This is a genomic window from Lentibacillus songyuanensis, assembly GCF_039548255.1.
Classification (GTDB): Bacteria; Bacillota; Bacilli; order Bacillales; family Amphibacillaceae; genus Lentibacillus_C; species Lentibacillus_C songyuanensis.
Window position 1 is genome coordinate 19,918 of the sequence record NZ_JBCLVH010000027.1, and the last position, 22,010, is coordinate 41,927.

General features: G+C 40.0%; 25 protein-coding genes. 6 read left to right on the top strand and 19 right to left on the bottom strand.

Going from position 1 to position 22,010, the window contains the following annotated elements:
- Positions 1–4: 4 nt before the first annotated feature.
- On the bottom strand, positions 5–337 hold the full coding sequence (locus tag WMZ97_RS19015) for a YfhH family protein (protein ID WP_343273671.1): 333 nt from the start codon (positions 335–337) through the stop codon (positions 5–7).
- 218 nt (positions 338–555) lie between these two features.
- On the opposite strand from WMZ97_RS19015, the gene WMZ97_RS19020 reads away from it, so the two are divergent.
- Positions 556–1,215, top strand: coding sequence for an SDR family NAD(P)-dependent oxidoreductase (locus WMZ97_RS19020; protein ID WP_343273672.1), 660 nt, complete (start codon positions 556–558; stop codon positions 1,213–1,215).
- 268 nt (positions 1,216–1,483) lie between these two features.
- Here the strand turns inward: WMZ97_RS19020 and recX are convergent, their stop codons facing one another.
- The gene (gene recX, locus WMZ97_RS19025) at positions 1,484–2,284 is read right to left on the bottom strand and encodes a recombination regulator RecX (protein WP_343273673.1); all 801 of its coding nucleotides are present in this window, start codon (positions 2,282–2,284) and stop codon (positions 1,484–1,486) included.
- A gap of 111 nt (positions 2,285–2,395) precedes the next feature.
- Here recX and WMZ97_RS19030 point away from each other — a divergent pair, with 111 nt between their 5' ends.
- Complete coding sequence (locus tag WMZ97_RS19030; protein WP_343273674.1) at positions 2,396–3,295, top strand: TIGR01777 family oxidoreductase; 900 nt, start codon at positions 2,396–2,398, stop codon at positions 3,293–3,295.
- Between the two features lie 160 nt (positions 3,296–3,455).
- On the top strand, positions 3,456–3,587 hold the full coding sequence (locus WMZ97_RS19035; RefSeq protein ID WP_343273675.1) for a YfhE family protein: 132 nt from the start codon (positions 3,456–3,458) through the stop codon (positions 3,585–3,587).
- Positions 3,588–3,603: 16 nt separating this feature from the next.
- Here WMZ97_RS19035 and WMZ97_RS19040 read toward each other — a convergent pair whose 3' ends face one another.
- Complete coding sequence (locus tag WMZ97_RS19040; protein ID WP_343273676.1) at positions 3,604–3,945, bottom strand: hypothetical protein; 342 nt, start codon at positions 3,943–3,945, stop codon at positions 3,604–3,606.
- A 160-nt stretch (positions 3,946–4,105) separates the two neighbouring features.
- Here WMZ97_RS19040 and WMZ97_RS19045 point away from each other — a divergent pair, with 160 nt between their 5' ends.
- Complete coding sequence (locus tag WMZ97_RS19045) at positions 4,106–4,522, top strand: helix-turn-helix domain-containing protein (RefSeq protein ID WP_343273677.1); 417 nt, start codon at positions 4,106–4,108, stop codon at positions 4,520–4,522.
- 212 nt (positions 4,523–4,734) lie between these two features.
- Here the strand turns inward: WMZ97_RS19045 and WMZ97_RS19050 are convergent, their stop codons facing one another.
- From WMZ97_RS19050 to WMZ97_RS19090, 9 genes are all read right to left on the bottom strand, one after another.
- Positions 4,735–5,436, bottom strand: a complete 702-nt coding sequence (locus WMZ97_RS19050) for a hypothetical protein (RefSeq protein WP_343273678.1) — start codon at positions 5,434–5,436, stop codon at positions 4,735–4,737.
- 2 nt (positions 5,437–5,438) lie between these two features.
- Entirely contained in the window at positions 5,439–6,296 is an 858-nt protein-coding gene (locus WMZ97_RS19055) for an ABC transporter ATP-binding protein (protein ID WP_343273679.1), read from the bottom strand.
- The gene (locus WMZ97_RS19060) at positions 6,286–6,663 is read right to left on the bottom strand and encodes a GntR family transcriptional regulator (protein ID WP_343273680.1); all 378 of its coding nucleotides are present in this window, start codon (positions 6,661–6,663) and stop codon (positions 6,286–6,288) included. The genes WMZ97_RS19055 and WMZ97_RS19060 overlap by 11 nt, the downstream gene beginning before the upstream one ends.
- A 278-nt stretch (positions 6,664–6,941) precedes the next feature.
- Positions 6,942–7,094 (bottom strand): sporulation protein Cse60, encoded by a 153-nt coding sequence (locus WMZ97_RS19065; protein ID WP_343273703.1) that lies wholly within the window; start codon positions 7,092–7,094, stop codon positions 6,942–6,944.
- Positions 7,095–7,116: 22 nt separating this feature from the next.
- Positions 7,117–7,296, bottom strand: coding sequence for a toxin-antitoxin system HicB family antitoxin (locus WMZ97_RS19070; RefSeq protein ID WP_343273681.1), 180 nt, complete (start codon positions 7,294–7,296; stop codon positions 7,117–7,119).
- A 21-nt stretch (positions 7,297–7,317) separates the two neighbouring features.
- Positions 7,318–8,163 carry an SPFH domain-containing protein gene (locus WMZ97_RS19075; RefSeq protein WP_343273682.1) on the bottom strand — a complete coding sequence of 282 codons (846 nt, stop codon included), beginning with the start codon at positions 8,161–8,163 and terminating at the stop codon, positions 7,318–7,320.
- Between the two features lie 346 nt (positions 8,164–8,509).
- Positions 8,510–9,886 carry an alanine/glycine:cation symporter family protein gene (locus tag WMZ97_RS19080; RefSeq protein WP_343273683.1) on the bottom strand — a complete coding sequence of 459 codons (1,377 nt, stop codon included), beginning with the start codon at positions 9,884–9,886 and terminating at the stop codon, positions 8,510–8,512.
- A 236-nt stretch (positions 9,887–10,122) separates the two neighbouring features.
- Positions 10,123–11,001, bottom strand: coding sequence for a ComEC/Rec2 family competence protein (locus tag WMZ97_RS19085; RefSeq protein WP_343273684.1), 879 nt, complete (start codon positions 10,999–11,001; stop codon positions 10,123–10,125).
- 337 nt (positions 11,002–11,338) lie between these two features.
- Positions 11,339–13,459 (bottom strand): ATP-dependent Clp protease ATP-binding subunit, encoded by a 2,121-nt coding sequence (locus WMZ97_RS19090; RefSeq protein WP_343273685.1) that lies wholly within the window; start codon positions 13,457–13,459, stop codon positions 11,339–11,341.
- Positions 13,460–13,805: 346 nt separating this feature from the next.
- Here WMZ97_RS19090 and WMZ97_RS19095 point away from each other — a divergent pair, with 346 nt between their 5' ends.
- A complete protein-coding gene (locus WMZ97_RS19095; protein ID WP_343273686.1) occupies positions 13,806–14,825 on the top strand; it encodes an LCP family protein in 1,020 nt (339 codons plus the stop codon).
- Between the two features lie 58 nt (positions 14,826–14,883).
- Here the strand turns inward: WMZ97_RS19095 and mbcS are convergent, their stop codons facing one another.
- The 7 genes from mbcS to WMZ97_RS19130 all read right to left on the bottom strand — a co-directional run bounded on the left by mbcS (position 14,884) and on the right by WMZ97_RS19130 (position 21,629).
- Positions 14,884–16,461, bottom strand: a complete 1,578-nt coding sequence (gene mbcS, locus WMZ97_RS19100; RefSeq protein ID WP_343273687.1) for an acyl-CoA synthetase MbcS — start codon at positions 16,459–16,461, stop codon at positions 14,884–14,886.
- A gap of 361 nt (positions 16,462–16,822) precedes the next feature.
- Complete coding sequence (gene pdaA, locus WMZ97_RS19105; protein ID WP_343273688.1) at positions 16,823–17,620, bottom strand: delta-lactam-biosynthetic de-N-acetylase; 798 nt, start codon at positions 17,618–17,620, stop codon at positions 16,823–16,825.
- 131 nt (positions 17,621–17,751) lie between these two features.
- On the bottom strand, positions 17,752–18,561 hold the full coding sequence (locus WMZ97_RS19110) for a YfkD famly protein (protein WP_343273704.1): 810 nt from the start codon (positions 18,559–18,561) through the stop codon (positions 17,752–17,754).
- A gap of 118 nt (positions 18,562–18,679) precedes the next feature.
- Positions 18,680–19,072: an OsmC family protein gene (locus WMZ97_RS19115; RefSeq protein ID WP_343273689.1), complete on the bottom strand. Its 393-nt coding sequence runs from the start codon at positions 19,070–19,072 to the stop codon at positions 18,680–18,682.
- A gap of 206 nt (positions 19,073–19,278) precedes the next feature.
- Positions 19,279–20,100, bottom strand: a complete 822-nt coding sequence (locus tag WMZ97_RS19120) for a YihY/virulence factor BrkB family protein (protein WP_343273690.1) — start codon at positions 20,098–20,100, stop codon at positions 19,279–19,281.
- Positions 20,101–20,122: 22 nt separating this feature from the next.
- Entirely contained in the window at positions 20,123–20,428 is a 306-nt protein-coding gene (locus WMZ97_RS19125) for a YtxH domain-containing protein (RefSeq protein WP_343273691.1), read from the bottom strand.
- A gap of 664 nt (positions 20,429–21,092) precedes the next feature.
- Positions 21,093–21,629, bottom strand: coding sequence for a transcription repressor NadR (locus WMZ97_RS19130; RefSeq protein ID WP_405027725.1), 537 nt, complete (start codon positions 21,627–21,629; stop codon positions 21,093–21,095).
- 201 nt (positions 21,630–21,830) lie between these two features.
- On the opposite strand from WMZ97_RS19130, the gene WMZ97_RS19135 reads away from it, so the two are divergent.
- A complete protein-coding gene (locus WMZ97_RS19135; protein ID WP_343273693.1) occupies positions 21,831–22,010 on the top strand; it encodes a hypothetical protein in 180 nt (59 codons plus the stop codon).

Genomic DNA, 22,010 nt, shown 5'->3' on the forward strand with positions numbered 1-22,010 from the left:
TTAGTTATTTTACTTTATCCCCCAATAATGAGATAGGAACGGCTTCTTCTTGCTCGTATTCTTCATCCAATAAGTTCACACGATGGCCCCACGCAAACACACCGTTAATATAATTTATTTTAAATGAATGACCTGGATCCCCATTAATTTGATGAATATCCTCCGCATGAAAGTCTTCCGGGTTTAGCATATAAGCCATGGCCACCTGCATTTTCCGTTCATTGACGGCAACTTCACTAATATTGCCAAGCTGTTCTGCTTTTTGTGCCTTCTCCTTCAGCCGGCCAACCTCGTGCCGTAACTGTTCAATCGAATAATCACTATAGCGATAATCCATTGTATTCCTTCCCCTTTCAAATAAGCATGCTCAATTATAACATGTAACCAAACGATAAGAAGCACTATTGTTGTAAGTAGTATAAAGCGATCTACAATACCATTTTACCAGACTTTCAGGTTTCATCACTACCTTTTAAGTTTACTTTTCTCCGATAGTTTAAGACAATGGTAAGGGAAGCTAATGTCGTACTTACCTTAAATTTGGGAGTGATCATCATGCAAACTGTTGCAATAACCGGAGCTGGAAGTGGCTTAGGGAAAGCACTGGCTTTGAAATACGCGAGAAACGGCTATCATGTCTTTTTGCTAGGAAGAGATGATACAAAGTTACATATGGCCCGACACGAAATCGCCGAGACAAACGGCAGTAGTGAGATTGTTCTATGTGATGTCCAGCAAGAGGCATCGGTAAGTATCGCCTTTCAGCAAATTGGTGAACTCAATGTATTTATCAACAATGCCGGAATTGGAATATTTGGACCATTGGAGGACTACTCCATTCAAGACGTGAATGAAACATTGAATACCAATATTAAAGGCACCATCCTGACCGTTCAAGCTGCTCTTCCACTAATTAAAGCGAGCAAAGGTCGAATTCTAACGATTATTTCCACTGCCGGGCTAAGGGGAAAAGTCCACGAGTCGATCTATTGTGCAAGTAAATTTGCCGTTCGCGGGTTCACCGAAAGCCTGCAAAAGGAATGGGAAAACACAGACATAGCGATCACGGCTGTCTATATGGGTGGCATGAACACCCCATTTTGGAACAACTCCACCCATGTCAAAGACGCCTCCGGGCTAATGGGACCGGAACCTGTTGCCCAACAAATTTTTAACGAAGATGACGGTCGCAACGAAATCATAATCGATTCCTAACCGAAAACAGCCGGAAAGGGATTGTCCTCTCCGGCAATCTGCTTTCAGCCAAAACTTCGCACAAAAGACCTAAAACGTAATCGTATTGCCATTCATAACCTAGATGATGAAGTCACGAAGGAAAGATTAAAAGCTTCGTTCAATGCCTCATCGCTTTGATGAAGTCATTCAATTTATCAAAGCGAAGAAAGTATTGAACCAAACGTATGGCAATAATAAAAACCCCCCCGCTTCAACTGTACAAGGTTGTGAAGCGGCGGTTGATCATTCAACTATCAAGATATTGGTTAATCGCATCCATCGTAAACCCTTTGCGATATAATGCTTCTTTTACTTTTTGTTCAAGTGCTGACCCTGTTACTTTGTTTTGATACTTGCGCATTACTTTTTTACCGTGAGAAACGAGGGCTTCCCATTCCGCCGTATCATCCTTTAGCTCCGCAGTTTCGGCAAGAACATCCTTGATAACAGCTTGAGAGAATCCTTTTTGCATTAATTGGCCCTGCAACTGCTGTTGGCGTTGTCGAAACGCGTGTTTACTTTGCTGGTTCAACTTCTTTTCTACTAGTTTACGTGCTTTCTCGTATTGTATCTCATAGCTATAAGTGGTAACTGCCTGCTGAGCAATAACTGCTTGCACGCCTTTGTCCTGTAATTCCTTTTGTACCAGTCGTGGTCCTTTGCTGGTTGTGTTTATTCGTGTCCGCACAAATGTATCAGCAAATTGCTGATCATCGATTAGTTTTTCCTGTTCCAAACGATCCATAATCGTCGGAATATGAGCTTCATCGACTTCTTTTCTAACCAAATAATCGTGAATCTCTTTTTTCGTTCGCATACGGTAGCTTAAATAATTTATCGCCAGGGTATAGGATCTATGCAGTGTATCTTGATTCATCAGCGTTGTGATCATCACATCATCCAATTCTAGACCTTTTTTTAATCGGTATTCAACCAGGATCGATTCATCGACACTGAATCCATATTGTTCCCCATTCCCATCATCAATATAAATATTATAGCGGCTCTTGTGCTTTTTTTGCGTCGTAATGCGTGTGATTTTTGTCAATCGATCACCCCCAACATTATCATAACAAAAAGTAGACAAGAGTTCTGCTATAAGAATGGCAAATCCGATTTCGGAATATACTTAAACTATACGGTAAGAGGAGTGAGCAACGTGAATATATTAATCACCGGCGGAACAGGGTTCGTCGGTCAGCATTTAACAAATATACTAGTGAAGGAAAAACACCACGTTTATATCCTTACACGCTCACCAGAAGCACATACCAGTACTGATTCCGTTACGTATCTGGGCTATCAGGAAGATGTGACTGCCTTTTCTGTTATTCATGCAGTCGTTAACTTGGCAGGGGATTCTCTGTTTGGTTATTGGACAAAGGAGAAGAAAAGGGCCATTCAAACCAGTAGAATTGAAACAACCAAGCGGCTAATTGCGTTACTGGAGCAAATGGAAAAGAAACCAGCCGTATTGATTAATGGTTCGGCGATTGGCTATTATGGCATGTCTGAAGATCTCATTTTCACGGAAGAAACAACAACGCCCGGTAACGATTTTTTAGCCAATGTGGTTAGGGAGTGGGAACAAACGGCCAGCCAGGCAAAAGAACTCGGAATCCGCACTGTCTTTACCCGCTTTGGCGTGATCTTAGGCAAGCAAGGCGCCCTTCCTTATATGAGCTTACCGGTAAAAATGTTCGTTGGAGGAAGGATTGGCAACGGTGAGCAATGGGTTTCCTGGATCCATATTGAGGACGCGGTTCATCTCATCCAATTTTGTATCATGAATGACCATATCGAGGGAGCAATAAATGTCACCGCTCCAAACCCAAAACGCAACAAAGAATTCACTAGGATATTAGCTGAGATACTTCACCGTCCCTACTGGCTGCCAACTCCCGCTTCATTTATTCAAGCCGGATTAGGACAAATGAGCCAGCTGATAGCCAATGGACAATATGTGCTGCCCAATAAAGCTGAAACCAATCAATATCCGTTTCGCTATCCTTGGCTGGAAGAAGCGCTGAAACAAATTTTAGACACAAAGCATAAGTGAAAAAAGTGTCCTTTGAATGGTGTGTATACCAAGGAACACATTATTGCTCGTATCTGCAATGTGCTGATGAAACAGAAATCATAACGGTTGAGGAAGTTTCCTAAATGTGTATAATTTTTCTTTTGCAGGTAACCCTAATCAAAAAAAGTGAGGGATGTCTATGAAGAAGAATCCAAAACACAGTCACCAAGGCGAGAAGTTTTTGAACAAGACACAGGAAGTATTGTATCAGCGCGAATTTAAAGGTGCCGATAAGGTGTATAACCAGTTCACGCAAAGAGGAAGCCGGTAATTATTGGCTTCCTTCTTTATGTTGCCACACCAATTGTATATACAGCAGGCGTTTCCTCAACCTGTAATGAATCAGGAGCTTCTTCCATGGCCATTCGTTTGAATAATATATTCTGCGCTTCTTTCTCAGCATCCTTTTTTCGTTCTCCGTAACCATAGCCAGTCATCATATTCGTCATTTCAAATGTTAAAGCCGCTTGCCAGACCGCTGCTTTTTTAACGTTCCACAAATAAATGACCACCGTATTATTCCCCTGAACATGAATTTCAAGTTCTTCTTCTTTGAAGATAGCACGTAACATGAAACATTTTGTTAAACTCGTGATGGTATGATGGTACAAGATCAAACAACTAACCATTTACTCATCCCTCTCGCGTTCCCTTTAAGAACATTTTACTATATGTTCGTTATAAGAACAACAAAAAGCAATTATTTTCTCTTCAGTCTGATAGGATTAAATATGTCTCATTGAAATTTCGATGGACACTTTTTATCCTATGTAGCAGAGTGTGATAAACATGAATTTAGAGCAAATTTCCTATAATATAAAATTTCTACGTGAACAACATGAATGGACACAACGGGATCTTGCTGAAAAACTATCAACTTCCCGCTCCGTCATCGCCAAATGGGAAAACAACGTCGTCATCCCGGATGTATCCTCTCTCATCGAGTTAAGCACCGTATTCGATATTACCATTGATCATCTTGTTGGTAACCAATCCTTACGAGAGGACCTATTGAAGGAGTTCAAACGAATCTACAGTTCGGATACCAAACCCTTTGATGTGGAAGCAATGGAGATTGTGGAATATGTCATGCAGCATCCTGAATTAAAAAATCATCTCTATCAATTAAAAAAGCTTCCATTAAAAAAGCAAAAATCTATTCAGCTTTTAATGGGCAATTTAATTCAGGAATATGAACGATTATAAGCAGCCAACCAACATTTCCATTGGAAAGTGATTGGCTGCTTTTTACGTGGGAAAATATAAAGTGAAACTGCATCGTGCAGCCCGAAAAAAATTGGACCTTTGTCATGCAATTGACTTCCACTTATCTTTTTTTGGTTTATGAAGTGGGAGTCTTACTGCCCAATAAGAGTGAGATCAAATAACCATTGACATGTCATATAACGAAATGACGGTTAACGTGCTATAGTCGTCGTGATTTTTCGGATCAACAACCAGCTAACACCGTAAATCACAATACCAATCAATAATATCTCATAGAAAAACGTAATCGAGAATGACGTTGCTATGTCAATAAAAAAGTTGATAACCCAACCCTTTGCTACTCCAAACAACAGAATAACAGCCAGTATGCCTAAAACAATACCGCTACCAAGCAAGCCATATTTATAGAACAGCAGCCCAATTAAATACAATAAGGATAACAAGAAGAACATCATCGCTGTATCGATCACAAACCGGGTTACCCAATTATCTGTCAAGAGTTGTGCCGGATGGATAAACTGGAAGGTATCAATACCAACTATTTTCGCACCAGCTACAACAACTGTCTGTACGGTGCTAACCAGGACTGCTTGCACAATGGCCAATCCCATTAGGAATATACCTGTACTGACAAACATATTTTTTCTCGTGGCCCCCAATTTAATCGAAAACGGCGTCCCATGTTTTGCGGAAATAAATCCGTATATACCACAATAAATATAGGCAGCAATCGACAATCCAAAGTTCATTTGTCCTTCTGCAACATTTAAAAGCAAATATGCACCAACAATACTAATTACCAGTGTTCCAAATAAAATCGACCAAAAAACCATTAATGAATGTTTGGCATCCGTGATATAAAAGTAAAGTAACCCTTTAATTTGTCTGCTCATATTTAAGCCCCCTGCTTTCCTTCTGTTAGGTAAATCATTAATTCCTGAATCGGAACTCCTTCTGTTGAAAGACCCGAGGATTTTGCCTCATCTTGACTTCCATAAACATATGCTGTCATCATTCCGGCAAGCTCCTTCTTATTAATCACGGTTTTATCCTGAATAAATGCTTCCACCTGTTCGACACTTCCCGTTACAGCACATGTGTGATTTCGCAATGTCTCCGCTTCTTCTTGGAGGATCAGCTTACCGTCCTGTATAATCAGCACTTCTTCAAATAACAGGCTTACTTCATCAATCAGATGGGTTGATAAGATAATCGTCCGTTTTTCTGACTGATATTCTTCCAATAATATCTCGTAAAACTTACTGCGTGCTGCCGCATCCAATCCAATATACGGCTCGTCAAATACCGTAATCGGTGCTTTACTTGCCAGACCAACAATAATTCCCAGTGCGGATGTCATCCCTTTAGACAATGCCTTAACTCGGGCATTTCGTTTTAAGTTGTATACCCCCATCAACTCATCAGCAAGTTCCTGATCCCAGGTTGGATAAAATATGGAATAAAGCCGTAAAACTTGTTTCACCTTTAAATCACGTTTAAAATTGTTCCCCTCCTTAATCAAACAAATCGATTCAGTTAATCGCTGATTATCAAATGGATTCTCCCCATCAATCGTTAACTCACCACTAGTCGCCAAAATATGTCCCGCCAAAATTTCCATAAACGTCGTTTTACCAGCACCATTTCGGCCAAGCAGTCCGTAAATCTTTGGCTCCTCCAATGTAAAAGAAATTCCATTAAGCGCTGTCGTATCCTTGTATTGTTTCGTTAACTGGTTCACATCAATGCGCATCTCTTGTCGCCCCCTTCTTAATCATTTCCAATACTTCTTCATGACTTAATTGCAATTTCTCTGCTTCATCTTGTAATGGAACAATATAGTTTTCAAAAAAATGCTGCTTTCGTTTTTCCACTAACAATACTCTGGCATCACCCGTTACAAACATGCCCACACCCCGTTTTTTGAATAAAATGTTCTCATTCACCAACTCGTTTATTCCTTTGGCTGCTGTTGCCGGATTAATTTGATAATACTGCGCGAATTCATTTGTAGATGGCACACGTTCATCCGGCTTGATCGCACCATTGATAATTGAGTCTTCAATTTGATCTTTAATTTGCTGAAAAATAGGCTTGTCGTCATCCAATTTACGTTTCATGGCAACCCCCTTGGCCAGTTGGTTAATTACTTATGTAACTAACCATATAACAAATGTAGTGTACTGTCAAGATTATTTTTAGAAAGAATTAAAAAAGGCTTTACACCAGTGTGTGGTGCAAAGCCTTTTTTAAGGGAAATAAATTTCTGAAATTCAAATCAAAGAGATCTGTTAATAGTTTGCTTGTGCTATAGTGGTAGTATCAATAGATCAGCTACCACATGATGTTGGTTTTAGACGACACTTTCACCCGTCGTTAGTAAAACCAGTAAGCTTTTTCAATATATTTTCTCTTTATAGATAACCATCGCACTATAAGAAAATATGCTAATTGAAAACTTCACATCGACAATTTCAAAAGGGGTATCACTCAAAAAGTCGTTTATTTTCTTATCCAATCCTTTTTCCGACATGCTAGAAAATGTTTTCACATTCAATCTGTCATCCTCCCAGCTAATCTTCACCTATCTTCTTATCATCCTTTTTCGGCAATCTGCCAGCACGTTTGGCCGCTTCCCTTAGCAGAAATTCCACATGACTGTTGACACTGCGAAACTCATCCTTGGCCCAGTACTGCAAAATATCATATAATGCCGGATCTATTCGTAACGGGAAATTCTTTTTCTTTGCCATCGAATCCCTCTTTTTAAAACCTTATTGGTACAGTGACCCTGTGTTGATGACCGGTTGTGCACCATTATCTGAAACAATAGAAACAAGTAAATTATTGATCATAGCTACGCGACGCTCTTCATCCAAATCGACAATACCTTGTTTTTCAAGCTGCTGGATTGCATCCTGTACCATGCCAACCGCACCTTCAACGATCTTCCAGCGGGCAGCAATAATGGCATCTGCTTGTTGCCGCTGCAGCATGGCCTGGGCAATCTCGGTGGAATAAGCCAAATGCGTTAATCGCGCCTCGATCACCTGCACACCAGCCACCTTTAACCGATCCTGTAACTCTTCCGTCAATTCGTTCGATACTTCTTCTGCATTTCCTCGCAATGATAATTTCGTGTTCTCAAACGTATCATATGGGTATTTGGTTGCCACTGCCCGAATCGCCGTCTCACTTTGAATCTCCACAAACTGATTGTATTTATCGACATCAAATACAGCCTTAGCCGAATCGATCACTTTAAACACGATAACCGCAGCGATTTCAATCGGATTTCCATTGACATCATTAACTTTTAAAAGCTTACTATTGAAATTTCGTACCCGCAACGAAATTGTCCTTCTCACAGAAAACGGTACAGTGACAACAATTCCTTCGCGCCGGATGGTTCCCATGTATTTTCCAAGAAAAATAACAACTACCGATTGGTTTGGTTGTACTAGTGTGATACCACTTCCCAGTACAATCGCAATCACCAGACAAATTGCCCCGATAATAAATTGTGTTTGAAAAAAGCTGATCACTGTTCCCGCAATTAATGCTGCGATCAAGAGAATTCCCAGAAATCCATTCATCGACCATGCATCTCGTTCCCTCATGGCGCCTCCTCCTTAAAATTATATAGTTATTATATTAATATGATATCACTATTGTTTAAATTTGTAAATTAATTTGACTGAAAATTAATACATAAGGGTCCGTTAAAAAACTATAAAGTGAAACTTCATTAAGTGGGGGGTTCCGATGAATGCAGACATGCTAGTGCAGGTGTCGCCACAGGACGTGGCGTTCATTGCCTGCCCTTCCCCCACTTATCTTTTTTAGTTGCCCCTCAATATCTTGATGTGGGGGGCTTACTGCCCGTTAAGGCGGAATAAAAAATAATCCCTAAGCCAAGCGCTAAGGGATTATTTTTTCATCTTTATAAGATATTAAACAAATGATTTACCCATTTGCCTTTTTCGCTAGTTGAATGCTTTCCTCTTTTTCTTCCTTAACTTTTTGTTGAAAACGTTTTGTTTCATAAATAATTATTCCTGATAAACCAAGTAACCCAATCAAGTTTGGAATAGCCATCAAACCGTTTAATACGTCCGCTAATGCCCAAACTGCATCAATGGACGCTGTTGCTCCGACAAAAATAAATAATACAAAAATGGTACGATATGCTTTAACAGCAACAGGATTTTTGAATAGGTATTGGAAACATTTCTCCCCGTAGTAACTCCACCCTAAAATTGTTGAGGCTGCAAAGAACAATAAACCAAATGTAATTAGGTAAGGTCCAACACCACCTAACAATTTTCCAAAAGCTGCAGAAGTAAGTACCCCCGCTTCAATCGATTTATCTTCCCACAGGCCAGACATAACAATCGTAATCCCGGTAATCGCACAAATAATCAATGTATCAATTAAAACTTGGACCATGGATACCAAAGCTTGTCTACCCGGTAAGTCCGTTTTAGCCGCAGCAGCTGCGATCGGAGCAGATCCCAGTCCAGATTCATTGGAAAATAATCCGCGTGCCACTCCATAACGGATAACCGCACCAACAGTTCCACCGGCAACGGCTTGACCTGAAAATGCATAAGTAAAAATAGTTCCAATTGCTTCAGGTACAAGGTTTATATTCACCACAATTACAATTAAACCGGCAAGAATATAAAATACGGCCATAAATGGAACAAAAAAAGCGGTAACACGACCAATCCACTTAATTCCCCCAAGAATAACCAATCCCGCAAAAATAACAAGCGCTAACCCTGTAACCCAAAAAGGAACGGAAAATGTATCATTCATTAAATCGGCAACAGCTTTTGCCTGCGTTCCGTTACCAATACCAAATGCAGCGAAGGCGCCAAAAATTGCAAACAACACACCTAACCATTTTTGTTTTAGCCCTTTCTCTAAATAGTACATTGGCCCCCCTGCCATATTACCTTCCGAATCCTTCACGCGAAATTTTACAGCTAGAATAGCTTCTCCGTATTTTGTCGCCATTCCGAATAATCCCGCTAACCACATCCATAAAATCGCCCCAGGGCCACCAAGTACCACAGCCGTTGCCACACCAACAATGTTTCCCGTTCCGATTGTTGCAGCTGAAGCAGTCATAAGCGCTTGAAAGTGAGATATATCTCCCTCTGATGATTTATCATGATTTTTGGAAAAGGCAAGTTTTAATGCATAAGGTAATGATCGAATTTGCAGGAACCCAAGCCGAATTGTTAAATAAATGCCTGTACCAACTAAAAGAATAAGCAGCGGTATTCCCCAAACAATATCACTTACATCTCCTAAGAAATCTTCAATTTTCTTCATGATTTCCCCCTTATTATTTAAGAATCACAAACGCAAACTAAATGCCCCCCTATCATAGAATAGTTTTTGATTTTCCCTCTTGTTTGCTGTAGCACTAAAAAACCGTCGATTATTATAATAAAAACGAAAACCAAAAGAGAAAATTCAATTTTTTAAATTTTAGTAAGACTAAACTAAATGGTATATTATCATTATTATCTAAATTTGTAAATATATTTTATTGAAAATTAGCAGTCTTATCCTGTCTTCTCCGTCAATCCATCAAGTGGTGTTCTTTCTGTAAAGATAAAATAACCTTTTCCATTCGTTAAAATGGAAATATCCCCATAGACAGCAGTCGAATAAATCATGGCATGAATCCGCTGCAAATTGCGAACAACCCGGTCTACCGGATGGCCGTAATGATTCGTTTTGCTATAGGTCAAAATCGCTACTTTCGGTTTGACCAGATTAAGAAAAGGATACCCTGTACTTGTATTTGATCCATGGTGGCCGACCTTGTAAATGTCTGCCTGTATATCCTTCTCCTGCTCCACTAATCGTTCTTCCTGACCCCGCTCTGCATCCGCCATAAGTAAAAAATCAACCTCATTAAAACTAACCTTTAGGACAATAGAGGATTGATTGTTATTTTTATGCTCTTCATATGAATTTAACACGTCGATATCCATTAATGGGTCAACATCAACCACATCACCTTGCTTGACGATTTCAACGGGAATTTTATGTTTATGAATTTGATTAATATACCGGATATACGTTTTCGTGGAATGCAGTTTGCCTGAGTCCAGCGCTTTATCAATCTTAATGGATTTCATGACTGTTGGCAGTCCGCCAATATGGTCAATATCCGGATGGGTAGCAATTAATAGGTCAATTTTTTTAATGTGATGCTCCTTGAGAAACGCCACAACATCCTTACCCGCCTTGGGTGGGCCGGCATCGATTAAAATGTTTTTTTTGCCAGGTGTTTCAATGAGCGTACTGTCTCCCTGTCCAACATCAATGAAATGGATCTTCATCTGCTGTGGCTGTGTGCTTTGGGCAGATGTCGGAACTGGTATGATAAATAATTGTAATAACAAAACGATATAAAAAACTTTAAGAATCCGCATGGTGTGACATCCTTTTTATAAATATGATATACGATAGTTTTTTCATATCCTTGACGTATTATGAATGTCAGTGCCTGTAATTTTATTTACAATTACGTAACAGTTTATCCCGCCTTAACGGGCCGGCAGTATGTAGTTTAACGTTATAGTGGGACAGCGAAAATATCGCCTTGTAAAATTTATCAGAGGTTTTGATACTTTTATCGGCGGTTTCCGACAATTTATCGGCAGTTTTGCAACAATTATCAGCAATTTACGTTTTAATAGTCCCGGCGGTTCTTTTACTCAAAAAAAATCCTGCCCCGGGATGGTGGGACAGGATTTTTTCTCATCTTATTTATGCTTGAACAGTGATAGCATCATCTACTACATCAACATTTACTGCATGGACATCTTGGTTTTCTAATAACAGATCTGTTAATTGGTCTTCAATTTTATCCTGGATGACTCGGCGCAGTGGTCGTGCACCGAAACGACGGTCATAGCCAAGGTTAACTAATTCCTGTTTTGCAGCATCTGTTATCTTGATGTCTATTTTATTTTCTTCCATATTTTGTGTTAAATCGTTCAGCATTAAATCAACAATTTCAAGCAAATTGTTTTCTGTTAACTCGTTAAACGTAATGATCGAGTCAAAACGGTTTAAAAATTCCGGTTTAAAGTAGGCACTTAAATTTTCCAACATGGTTACTGACTCGTGTTCAGATCGATTAAAGCCGACATTGATTTGTTTTTCGCCTGTTCCGGCATTACTTGTCATGATAATCACGGTATCTTTGAAGCTCACCGTACGACCATGGGAGTCAGTTAAATGGCCATCCTCCATGATTTGCAGGAACATGTTTTGTACATCTGGGTGTGCTTTTTCGATTTCATCAAGCAAGAGAATCGAATATGGATTACGACGTACACGCTCCGTTAATTGACCCGCTTCTTCATGGCCGACATAACCTGGAGGTGAACCGATAATTTTTGACACGGCATGTTTCTCCATGTACTCACTCATATCAAGTCGAACAAGCGATTCACGTGAGCCAAATAATTCTTCTGCCAATGCTTTGGTTAATTCCGTTTTACCGACACCGGTTGGACCAACAAATAGGAATGATCCGATTGGACGATATTTCGATTTTAATCCGGCACGGCTCCTGCGAATCGCCTTGGCAACTTTATCCACTGCATATTCTTGTCCAATTACTTTTTTACCAAGATTTTCAGCAAGATGTTTCATTTGTTCTTGCTCATCTTTTTGTAATTTTGTAACCGGAATACCTGTTTTTTCTTCAATGATTAATTGAACATCTTCCAGACCGACATCAATCACTTGTGCTTCGTCTTTTGCTTTTTCCAGTTGCTTTTGCAATTGTATTTCTTGGTATCTTAGGTGTGCCGCACGCTCATAGTCTTCTTTCTCTGCGGCTTGCTCTTTTTCCTGGACTACTTCTTTTAGTTTTTGATCAATGGACACGGAATCATTTTCCGCATTGGCAAGATTCAAGCGTGAACCAACCTCATCCATTAAATCAATTGCTTTGTCTGGCAAGAAACGATCTTGGATATACCGCTGTGATAACGTAACAAATGAACGGATAATATCATCAGAATAACGCACTTCATGGAATTTTTCGTAGCGGTCTTTGATCCCGCTCAAAATTTGTACCGCTTCTTCCACACTTGGCTCTTTAACGATAATTGGTTGGAAACGACGTTCAAGTGCTGCGTCTTTTTCAATTTTACGATATTCCTTCAATGTTGTTGCACCGATTAATTGCAGTTCACCACGGGCAAGTGCTGGTTTTAATATGTTACCGGCATCCATCTGTGAACCTTCTGCAGTTCCAGCACCAACTAACAAGTGAATTTCATCGACGAACAGAATAACTTCCTCACGTTCTTGCAATTCTTGAACCAATTGTTTCATTCGTTCTTCAAATTGACCGCGAATACCTGTGTTAGCAACTAATGAGGCCACATCAAGTAAATAGATCTCTTTATTCATTAGTTTGGTTGGTACATTACCTTCTGCAATTCTTACAGCTAAGCCTTCTGCAATGGCTGTTTTACCAACACCAGGTTCACCAATTAAGACTGGGTTGTTCTTATTGCGACGGTTTAACGTTTCAATCACGCGTTTTACTTCATTATCACGGCCGATGACGTTATCAATCAAACCAGCACGTGCAGATTGAGACACGTTTTTCCCCATTTGGTCAAGGAGACCGTTGCCGCCATTACCCTGAGCGGTCTGTGTTCTAGTTCCGGCTTGGCTTTGACCATTACTTTGGAAACCAAAAGCTTCTTGGCCACCAAATCCGGAGAAGAAACCGGATGGATTCATCATTTTCCCTTGTATTTCTTCAAAACATTGTTGACATACGTGCATTTGCACCTTTTCATTATTTATTTGCATCGAGACATTAATATTTGCTGGACGAATACCACAGTTTTGACATTTCATTAGTTATTCCTCCTTGTGATTTATCGTATCGACTAGACTTTATTGCGCTAGCCAAGATCAAGTTTGACTTTGACTATCTTTGACCTTGTAATTTCATTATACTCTGACCTTCTTTGACTTTCAAGGGATTTTTGAAATTTTTTTGGGCTTTTTTATGAAGACAGCAAAACCCGCGTTGTAAAGCTTTTCTATTCATACACTATTCCCGTTTTGACCATTTAACACACATCACAGCTAGGTCAAAAAGGTCAAACCACACATTGTTAAGTTTCAACTTTTTACATATAATAAGCACAAAGATATACTACTTATTATTGACGAATGCCAAAGATTGGGGGAAGCACGCGTGAGTGAGCTACGTTCGGATCGGCATCAACAGAAAAAGAAAGGAAAATGGAAAAAACGTATCCTGCTGATGCTTCTTTTCTTATTTATTATTATTGTTGGTATCGGCAGTTATTTGTTTTATCAGGCATATCAAGCTGCAAAGGGTTCATACAAGGATTTGGACCGTCCCGGCGAGCGATCGGCCCTTCGTGAAAAAGATGTTGCAATTGGCAAGGACCCCATTTCGATTCTGTTGATTGGTGTTGAAGCGTATGCGACCAGTGATAAAAATGGACGAGCCGACACACAAATGATTGTGACGCTTAACCCGCACACGAATAAAATGACGCTGACCTCAATTCCACGTGACACCAGGGTGGAACTTCCCGCTGAAGGTGCTGGGCAGTATGCAGGGGTTCATAAAATTAACGCCGCCTATACTTATGCTTCCATCACTGGTTATGGTCCAAATAAATTTACCGTGGAAACAGCAGAGCGGTTGCTGGATATCCCCATCGATGAATATGCCACGGTTAATTTTGATGGATTTCGTGATATTGTTGATGCTCTTGGGGGAGTAACCGTGGATATCAAAAATGGCTTTTGGGAAAAAAATATTTATAATCATGATGAGCGGATCTATTTCAAGGAAGGCCAAGCCAAATTAAACGGGGAAGAAGCACTGGCTTTTGTCCGAATGCGCAAACGGGCAGTCAACAGTGAATATCCGCGAGAAGAACGGCAGCGTCAATTTATTCAATCCGCCGTTAAAGAAGCGATTTCAGTGGGGACTATCTTCAAAATCGGGGAAATTTCCGATATTCTTGGTAAAGACGTCGAAACAAGCCTCTCTCCAGGGGAAATCTATGCATTGGAAAAAGCATATTCATCTCTTGACGCATCAGGAATTGACACGCTCACCATTGATGGATCTGATCAAATGATCGGCGGAGCTTCTTACTTTACCCCAACCGATCAGGGGCTGTCGGAAGTGAGCAGAAGATTAAAACAGGAATTAGAGTTATCAGATGATGAATAAACAACAAAGAAGAGCCCCGATCACGACGTCAAACGTTGTGTCAGTGGCTCTTCTTATTCTACACGTTTGCTTTTTCTTTGTTTCTTAATTCCACCCGTCTAATTTTTCCTGACGTTGTTTTTGGCAGTTCAGGGATAAATTCAATCGATCGTGGATATTTATATGGTGCCGTCTGTTCTTTGACAAAGTCCTGCAATTCTTTAATAAGATCAGGATTTGTACCGTCGATCCTATCTTTCAGAACGACAAATGCTTTTACAATATTCCCCCGTACTTTATCAGGACTAGCTACGACCGCACACTCCTGCACATAGCTATGTTTGACCAACGCATCCTCCACTTCAAATGGCCCGATTGTGTAGCCGGAACTAATAATGATGTCATCACTTCGACCTTCAAACCAAAAGTAGCCATCCTCATCTTTCTTTGCCTGATCACCGGTTACATAATATTCGCCCCGCCGTGACATCTTGGTCCGCTCTTCATCTTTATAATATTCGCGGAATAATGCCGGACAATCTTGTTTCACAGCAATATCACCGACCTCTCCCGGTTTTAGCGGCTGGCCATCCTCGTCAATAATTTCCACCTCATTGCCCGGAGTTGGTTTTCCCATAGATCCAGGTCTGACTTCCATCCCTTCCATAACTCCAAGTAATAGGGTATTTTCGGTCTGTCCATAACCATCGCGAACCGTTATGTTAAAATATTTGCGGAAGGTATCAATAACCTCCCGATTAAGCGGTTCGCCAGCAGATACGGCACTATGGAGAGCTGGCAGCTGATAGTCGTCCAAGTTGTCCACTTTTGCCATAATCCGGTATTCGGTCGGCGTACAGCATAAAACATTAATTTCCTGATCCTGAAGTAAATTTAAATATGTTTTAGCATCGAATTTTCCATGATAGACAAAACCTGTTGCTCCGGACCCCAACACAGATAAGAAAGGGCTCCAAATCCATTTTTGCCAGCCTGGCCCCGCTGTTGCCCAGACCTTATCCCCATCCTTAATACAGAGCCAATTTTCCGAGGCGGTTTTTAAATGCGCGTATCCCCAGCCATGTGTATGTACGACACCCTTTGGATTACCGGTCGTCCCTGAAGTATAGGGTAAAAAGGCAATATCATCCCTTGTCGTATTTGCCATTGCCAGTTCGTCTGACGCTTCAGCCTTTAGGCGATCCAGGAACTTCCAGTCATCAACCGGTTCACCAACAACAAACCGTGTTAACTGATCATATTCCCGTATCTCGGTGTACTGCTCAACATATGGGAAATAACTTACAACGGCACTTACTTCCCCATGCGTAATGCGGTATTGTAAATCCTGTGTCCTCAGCATTTCCGAACTCGGTATAATGATAATTCCCGTTTTCAACGCAGCCAGGTAAACCTCATAAGCCGCAATCAATCGTGGAATCATAACTAATACCTTGTCCCCTTTTTTCAATCCATTATCCAAAAAAACATTCCCAATACGATTGACATTATTCATTAGCTGTGTATATGTTACCCGCTCGTGATGTCCCTGATCATCTTGCCAAATCAATGCTTCCAGATCAGGTTTTGCCGCATAGCGTTCCATTTCCATAACGATATTATAATCCTTTGGAGCAATCAAATCTTCTTTCTTCATTTTAGTACCAACTCCTAACAAAAGGTATAAACTCATTATAACAAACCTTATGAAAATTTTAAACATAAATCACGCATATATCAAATAAATTTAGAAAGCCTAAGATTGATTAACCGGCTATAAAAGATTATTATGAGCACCTAGTAAATATCAAGTAATTACTTACCATATTATTTGGTTAGATCTTCTTTATATTTCGATTGGTTCATCATTACCTCGATGAAGATCATTTCCTTCGTATTCCGACTTCTTATTGAGCTTCATACCCTCTTAGTATCGCTGAAAAAAGAAAAAATAACAGGGAATTCATTTTACGAATTTCCCTGTTATTGATTCTGAATCTTACCCTATGAAGTGTCCTTTATAAACCGAAAATCGCATTTGGCAGTGTATCCTTTAACACCAAATCATCCAGGCTTCTAAATTGATAGCCTTGTTTTCTTAATTCCTTAATTAGTTTGGAAAGTGCTGCCGCATTATCGGAGGAAACCGTATGCAGTAACACGATTGCCCCAGGATGCATCTGTTGCATGATTTGGTTAAAAGCATAATCGCCGCCTTTTTGGGCTTTTGTATTCCAATCCGCAAAGGCCAACGACCAAAAGATATGAATATATCCCAAATCATTTGCCCATTTTAACGTTTGTTCATTAAAAACACCTTTTGGTGGCCGCATGAATTTCAACTGTTTCTGATCCGTAATTTCGGCGACTTTCGCCTCCAAGTCTTCCAGTTCCATTTTCATTGAATCCTTGGTCAGCGTCGTTAAATCTGGGTGATGATAGGAGTGATTCCCAATAATATGGCCTTCATCTGCCATCCTTTTCACAAGCGCAGGCTCACTATCAACATAATGGCCCGTTACAAAAAACGTCGCCGGCACCTTTTCTTCCTTTAATACATCAAGAATGTCGTCCGTATAGCCTTGCTCATAGCCATTATCAAAGGTTAAATAAACAACCTTTTCTCCGGAATCATCCGCATAATATGCACCATATTTCTTTAGCATTTCCTTGTACTTGCCAATTTCCGGTATTTTATGTTCGGTATTTTTTTTATATCCCCAGCCGAATCCTCCAGCATTAACCGTTGTCGTAACTTGCAACATGGTAGCCGCAAATAAGACTAAGGAAACCATCATCAAGCATAATTTTCGCATAACAACCCACCTGTTTTTTCTTACCTTTTCCAAAGAATTTACAAATTATTCATCAGCTGATATATACAAAGAAAAACCTCTTTGGATCCCTTCCATGTATGTCAAAAGAGTTTCAAAGAGGCTGGAGTTGTTTATTGCAAATTAAACGAAAAAGAAACATAATCCTGAATTGGTACCCAGGCGCCAATACCTTGTTTCGTCACATTTTTAATTTCAATCGATTTTTTATTTCCTTTTAATTTTAAATAGACTTCACCAAATGTCACTTGACCTTTTTCACTAACAGCAGGTGCATAGGCTTTCAAGTTGCCCACTTTTTCCGTTGGTACGGCATAGGAATTGTCCTTTTTCGTATTACTTCCAATGACTGTTTTATACGCAAGCGGCAGTTTCGTTTTGTCCTTTGCCTCAAGCAGCATCATTTTCTTAATATCATCTGGTTTTGCTATCTTGTTGGTAAGCGCACCTTTGACTTCTTTCTGTTCCTTTTGAATATAATTCATCTTTTGGTTGGTGTCCCCACCCATATTATTCAGTTCGTTTTCATTAATTTGCTGATATTGCCAGTTGATTGTTGTTTCAAGTGACTTATAATTCACCGGCCAGCGTCCCAAATAAACCATGCCGCGGTAGCCAACAGCAAAAAATGACGGTTTCACTGATGTTTCATTTAACATCTTTATTAAATCTGGATTCTTAATCGGCACATTCACACCATCGATTAATTCCTTTGTCGCTTTACTTGGCTCCACAATCTCTTGATCCTCGGTAGAATTAGGGAATGTGTTCTCCTTGGAAATATTCAGTGCGTGACTCGGTACCTTAAAATCATCCTTGGATTTTTTCTTTTCTGCAGCAAAGCTATTTAGTGGAAATAGTAATGAACATACCATTACAAGTAAGACAAATTGACAGACTTTTTTTCGTTTCATGTGTCCCATTCCTTTCCGTTTTGCTTTAGTTTTTTCGGACACATGGATATTATACCTGCATTATTAGAAGTATCTTGTAAAATAAAAACGGTCCAGGTGAATTGTTCACGATGGACCGATCATTCTGCTATTTACTTAACTCAATAATTTCCAGGTTTTCTTCAACCGTTATACTGTTTTCAACCGAGCGGACCATTGAGCAATTTTTTCGTGAAAGCTCCAGGTTTCGCTGTAACTTTGCCGGATCTAAATGCTTCCCCTTTACGGTAAAGGTCAATACAATCTTTTCAATGCGATTGGCCACTTCCGGATTACGTTCTACATCTGCATGAATCTGTAAATCTTCATATTGTGTACGTTGTTTATCGAGGATCTTACGGAAAACAGAACCACTACAGCCGACAATGGAAGCAACCATTAATTGAAATGGACGGTATCCATACTGCTCATCACCTGACACCGATAATGTCCCATATTCAAATTCTGTTCGCATCCCATTATCCTTTAAATAAAAATCCATTTATCTCCCTCCATTCAAGATACTTAGCCTACTTCCCATCATAACGTAAAATTCCGGTTTATTCACGCATCATGATTGACCTGCTGAAAAGGTTCCTATATGTACAGTGAACACCTCTGGCATCCGAATGAGAACGAAATCCGTAGAGTCATTCTTAAATGGCTTGCAGTTATTAAAATAGCAGTCACCCATATGACTGATGACTGCTATCCCTTCTGTTTTTTATTCATCATAATCGCGTTAATCACGCCGCCAATAATGATAATGATCCCGGATATATAAAACCAAATCATCAACACGATAACCGCACCAAGACTTCCATATGTTGCCGAATAGTTACCAAGCGTATTAACATAATAGGAAAATGCCAGTGAAACTAGTTGCCAGCCAATTGTAGCAAAAATCGCACCCCAAATGGCATGTTTAAAATAAATTCGCGTGTTTGGTGCTAGTTTATATAGAATAACTAACACAATAAATATAATAACCGATGAAAGTATCCAGCGCATCAAGGACCAAAATTGGATAAAACCGTCAGAATATCCAAATAAGGTAAAAGCATATTTACCAATCATTTCCCCAAAAACTGGTAGCAAAAAGGCAACAGCGATTACCAACACCATTGCAATTGTCAACACAATCGCAATTAGCCGTCCAAAAATAAACGATCTATCTTCCTCAACCTCATGTGCCCGGTTGAAGGCCTTCATAATTGCTTTAATTCCATTTGATGCGGACCATAAAGTACCAATAATTCCAATTGATAACAGCCCGCCGTTTTGATTATTTACCAATTGACTCATATTACTCGTGATCATCTCGGTAATATCGGCCGGCGCATAAGTCTGAATAAATTCCGTTATCATATCCTCATCTAATGGCAAATAACCGATCAACGTCACCAAAAACAATAGAAACGGGAAGAGTGATAAAAGTAAAAAGTAGGCAAGCTGTGCCGAAAGACCGAACACATCATCATCCGTTATTCGTCTAAACAGCTGCTTAAAAAATTGCTTCGTTTTCACCATACCATCTTCCCCTTTCATTACCTTACATGGTCGATTCCAGCTTTTTGGGCTCGTCTTTCTTACTTATCTTGTTTAACGTCTCTTCCACCTGCTCCAATGCATTAATCGCATTGTCTGCATTTGCATTGACCTTTTGATTCAAACCATTAAGTGTATCCTGCACGTTTCGAATGGCGTCAGTTGGATGCTTTACATAATAACCTGTCGTGTTCTTGACTAGTTTCAGCTGTTGTTTAGTAAAGGATCTTGTCTCCTTATCGCATAAAGCAGTTAACCCTCCAGCCACTGCACCCAAGAAAACACCTAGACATAATTTTTGTTTACCCATTGCTATCTCTCCTTGTCTCATCAGTACTACTTGCGCTACATTGATTGTACCAAGCTAATACGACTTTTTAAACGGATACGTCTGACCGGCGTTCGAAAAATATGTCCTCTATCTACTAATAAGTTGATCATCCGCCATTATCCTATCAAGAGCCAGCATCTTTTTCTGCTACTAGTGGCTCTTATACCCCATCCTTGTATTGAAAATAGAGATTCAATTTCCTTCAGCCTGTCGTATCACGTTCTCCATTTTATTATAACGGATTTTTTGCTGAGTTGGAAAAATAGCATATAGTTACATATTCTATTACCCAGTGACAGGAAATTAAAACATGAGGTAGGTGTTAGCTGAAGACCGGATGAGGTATGAACGATCATGAATACTGGAGAACCGATCGAGGATGGGCATTAAGCGATCGAGAAAGCGAATTAACCGAGCGGGAATATGACTCGAACGATCGGGGATTGTAGGAGAACCGATCGACAATATGACTCGAGCGCTCGAGATTGTAGGATAACCGATCGAGAATACAATCAACTTTCTCTCGTGCTCGATTAACTTTTGGCGGCGCTCGATTAACTTTCCCTCATACTCAATCCTATGTTTGCGTCCCGTGACATGAAAGATAAAGCACCATGCTATTTCCATTACCAGTCCCCATGCCTCATTCCAACAAGTAGCCGGCAGTTCGTAATGCTGCTTTTGCCTCCCTTAATTGCTGCTCTGTTTCTGCTTCAATCGTGTGTAAATGCACACCACCGGTAAGCTCGGACAGCAGAGATGCCTCCTTTGTTTTTAACTCGCGAATAAAAACATCCACGTCCCGTCTGTTCTTCAACATCAATGAGCCTGTGAGATCACCATAAATCGGATGCTCCACCATAACATTTTTAACCGTCACCCCATAATCGACTAAGGTGTACAATTCGTTTGCCGTATCTACCTCTTGATGACATACTGCTATAACGGTTGCACATGATTTCGTATTGGCCGATTCCTGAAAATAAACATATCCTCTTGATGTAGCAACAATCGGTTCACCAGCTGCTTTCAAGAGAGATACATCCTGAACAATTACCTGCCTGCTAACGTTTGTTTTGGTAGCCAACAGTTTTCCTGACAATGGCTGGTCACTCTCCTTCAGCCACGATAAAATTAACTGCCTTCTCTCTTCACCGAAAACTTTATTCACATGCATCACCTCCACTTTTTGATCACTATTTTGATTGCTTTTATTATACCAAAGATCACCGCCTGAAGGTCATACCTTGCTATTTGAAAAATAAGTATTGCGTTTTCACTCATATTATGTAAATATATGTGTAAAGACACATGTAAAATCATTTATGAATACAGCAATAGTTTTCCGTTTGTTCAATTATTCACATAAAGGAGAATCACGATGCATACAAAAAAAATCTGGGGAACATTTATCGTCGTACTTATTTTATTAGCGTATATTTTACCGTATACGATTATGACCTCCATTCATGCCTGGTATGGAAGCTTTCTATTATGGGGAATTATCGGCAGTCTCATCATCATTGCCAACATTATGGTCACCAGGGACTGGAGGGAATAA

Bases quoted from the DNA above. Each gene is read 5' to 3' on its own strand.
- WMZ97_RS19015 (WP_343273671.1), bottom strand. From the start codon at position 337: ATGGATTATCGCTATAGTGATTATTCGATTGAACAGTTACGGCACGAG.
- WMZ97_RS19020 (WP_343273672.1), top strand. From the start codon at position 556: ATGCAAACTGTTGCAATAACCGGAGCTGGAAGTGGCTTAGGGAAAGCA.
- WMZ97_RS19035 (WP_343273675.1), top strand. From the start codon at position 3,456: ATGAAGAAGAATCCAAAACACAGTCACCAAGGCGAGAAGTTTTTGAAC.
- WMZ97_RS19040 (WP_343273676.1), bottom strand. From the start codon at position 3,945: ATGGTTAGTTGTTTGATCTTGTACCATCATACCATCACGAGTTTAACA.
- WMZ97_RS19045 (WP_343273677.1), top strand. From the start codon at position 4,106: ATGAATTTAGAGCAAATTTCCTATAATATAAAATTTCTACGTGAACAA.
- WMZ97_RS19050 (WP_343273678.1), bottom strand. From the start codon at position 5,436: ATGAGCAGACAAATTAAAGGGTTACTTTACTTTTATATCACGGATGCC.
- WMZ97_RS19055 (WP_343273679.1), bottom strand. From the start codon at position 6,296: ATGCGCATTGATGTGAACCAGTTAACGAAACAATACAAGGATACGACA.
- WMZ97_RS19060 (WP_343273680.1), bottom strand. From the start codon at position 6,663: ATGAAACGTAAATTGGATGACGACAAGCCTATTTTTCAGCAAATTAAA.
- WMZ97_RS19070 (WP_343273681.1), bottom strand. From the start codon at position 7,296: ATGGCAAAGAAAAAGAATTTCCCGTTACGAATAGATCCGGCATTATAT.
- WMZ97_RS19075 (WP_343273682.1), bottom strand. From the start codon at position 8,163: ATGAGGGAACGAGATGCATGGTCGATGAATGGATTTCTGGGAATTCTC.
- WMZ97_RS19080 (WP_343273683.1), bottom strand. From the start codon at position 9,886: ATGAAGAAAATTGAAGATTTCTTAGGAGATGTAAGTGATATTGTTTGG.
- WMZ97_RS19085 (WP_343273684.1), bottom strand. From the start codon at position 11,001: ATGCGGATTCTTAAAGTTTTTTATATCGTTTTGTTATTACAATTATTT.
- WMZ97_RS19090 (WP_343273685.1), bottom strand. From the start codon at position 13,459: ATGAAATGTCAAAACTGTGGTATTCGTCCAGCAAATATTAATGTCTCG.
- mbcS (WP_343273687.1), bottom strand. From the start codon at position 16,461: ATGAAGAAAGAAGATTTGATTGCTCCAAAGGATTATAATATCGTTATG.
- pdaA (WP_343273688.1), bottom strand. From the start codon at position 17,620: ATGCGAAAATTATGCTTGATGATGGTTTCCTTAGTCTTATTTGCGGCT.
- WMZ97_RS19110 (WP_343273704.1), bottom strand. From the start codon at position 18,561: ATGGGACACATGAAACGAAAAAAAGTCTGTCAATTTGTCTTACTTGTA.
- WMZ97_RS19115 (WP_343273689.1), bottom strand. From the start codon at position 19,072: ATGGATTTTTATTTAAAGGATAATGGGATGCGAACAGAATTTGAATAT.
- WMZ97_RS19120 (WP_343273690.1), bottom strand. From the start codon at position 20,100: ATGGTGAAAACGAAGCAATTTTTTAAGCAGCTGTTTAGACGAATAACG.
- WMZ97_RS19125 (WP_343273691.1), bottom strand. From the start codon at position 20,428: ATGGGTAAACAAAAATTATGTCTAGGTGTTTTCTTGGGTGCAGTGGCT.
- WMZ97_RS19135 (WP_343273693.1), top strand. From the start codon at position 21,831: ATGCATACAAAAAAAATCTGGGGAACATTTATCGTCGTACTTATTTTA.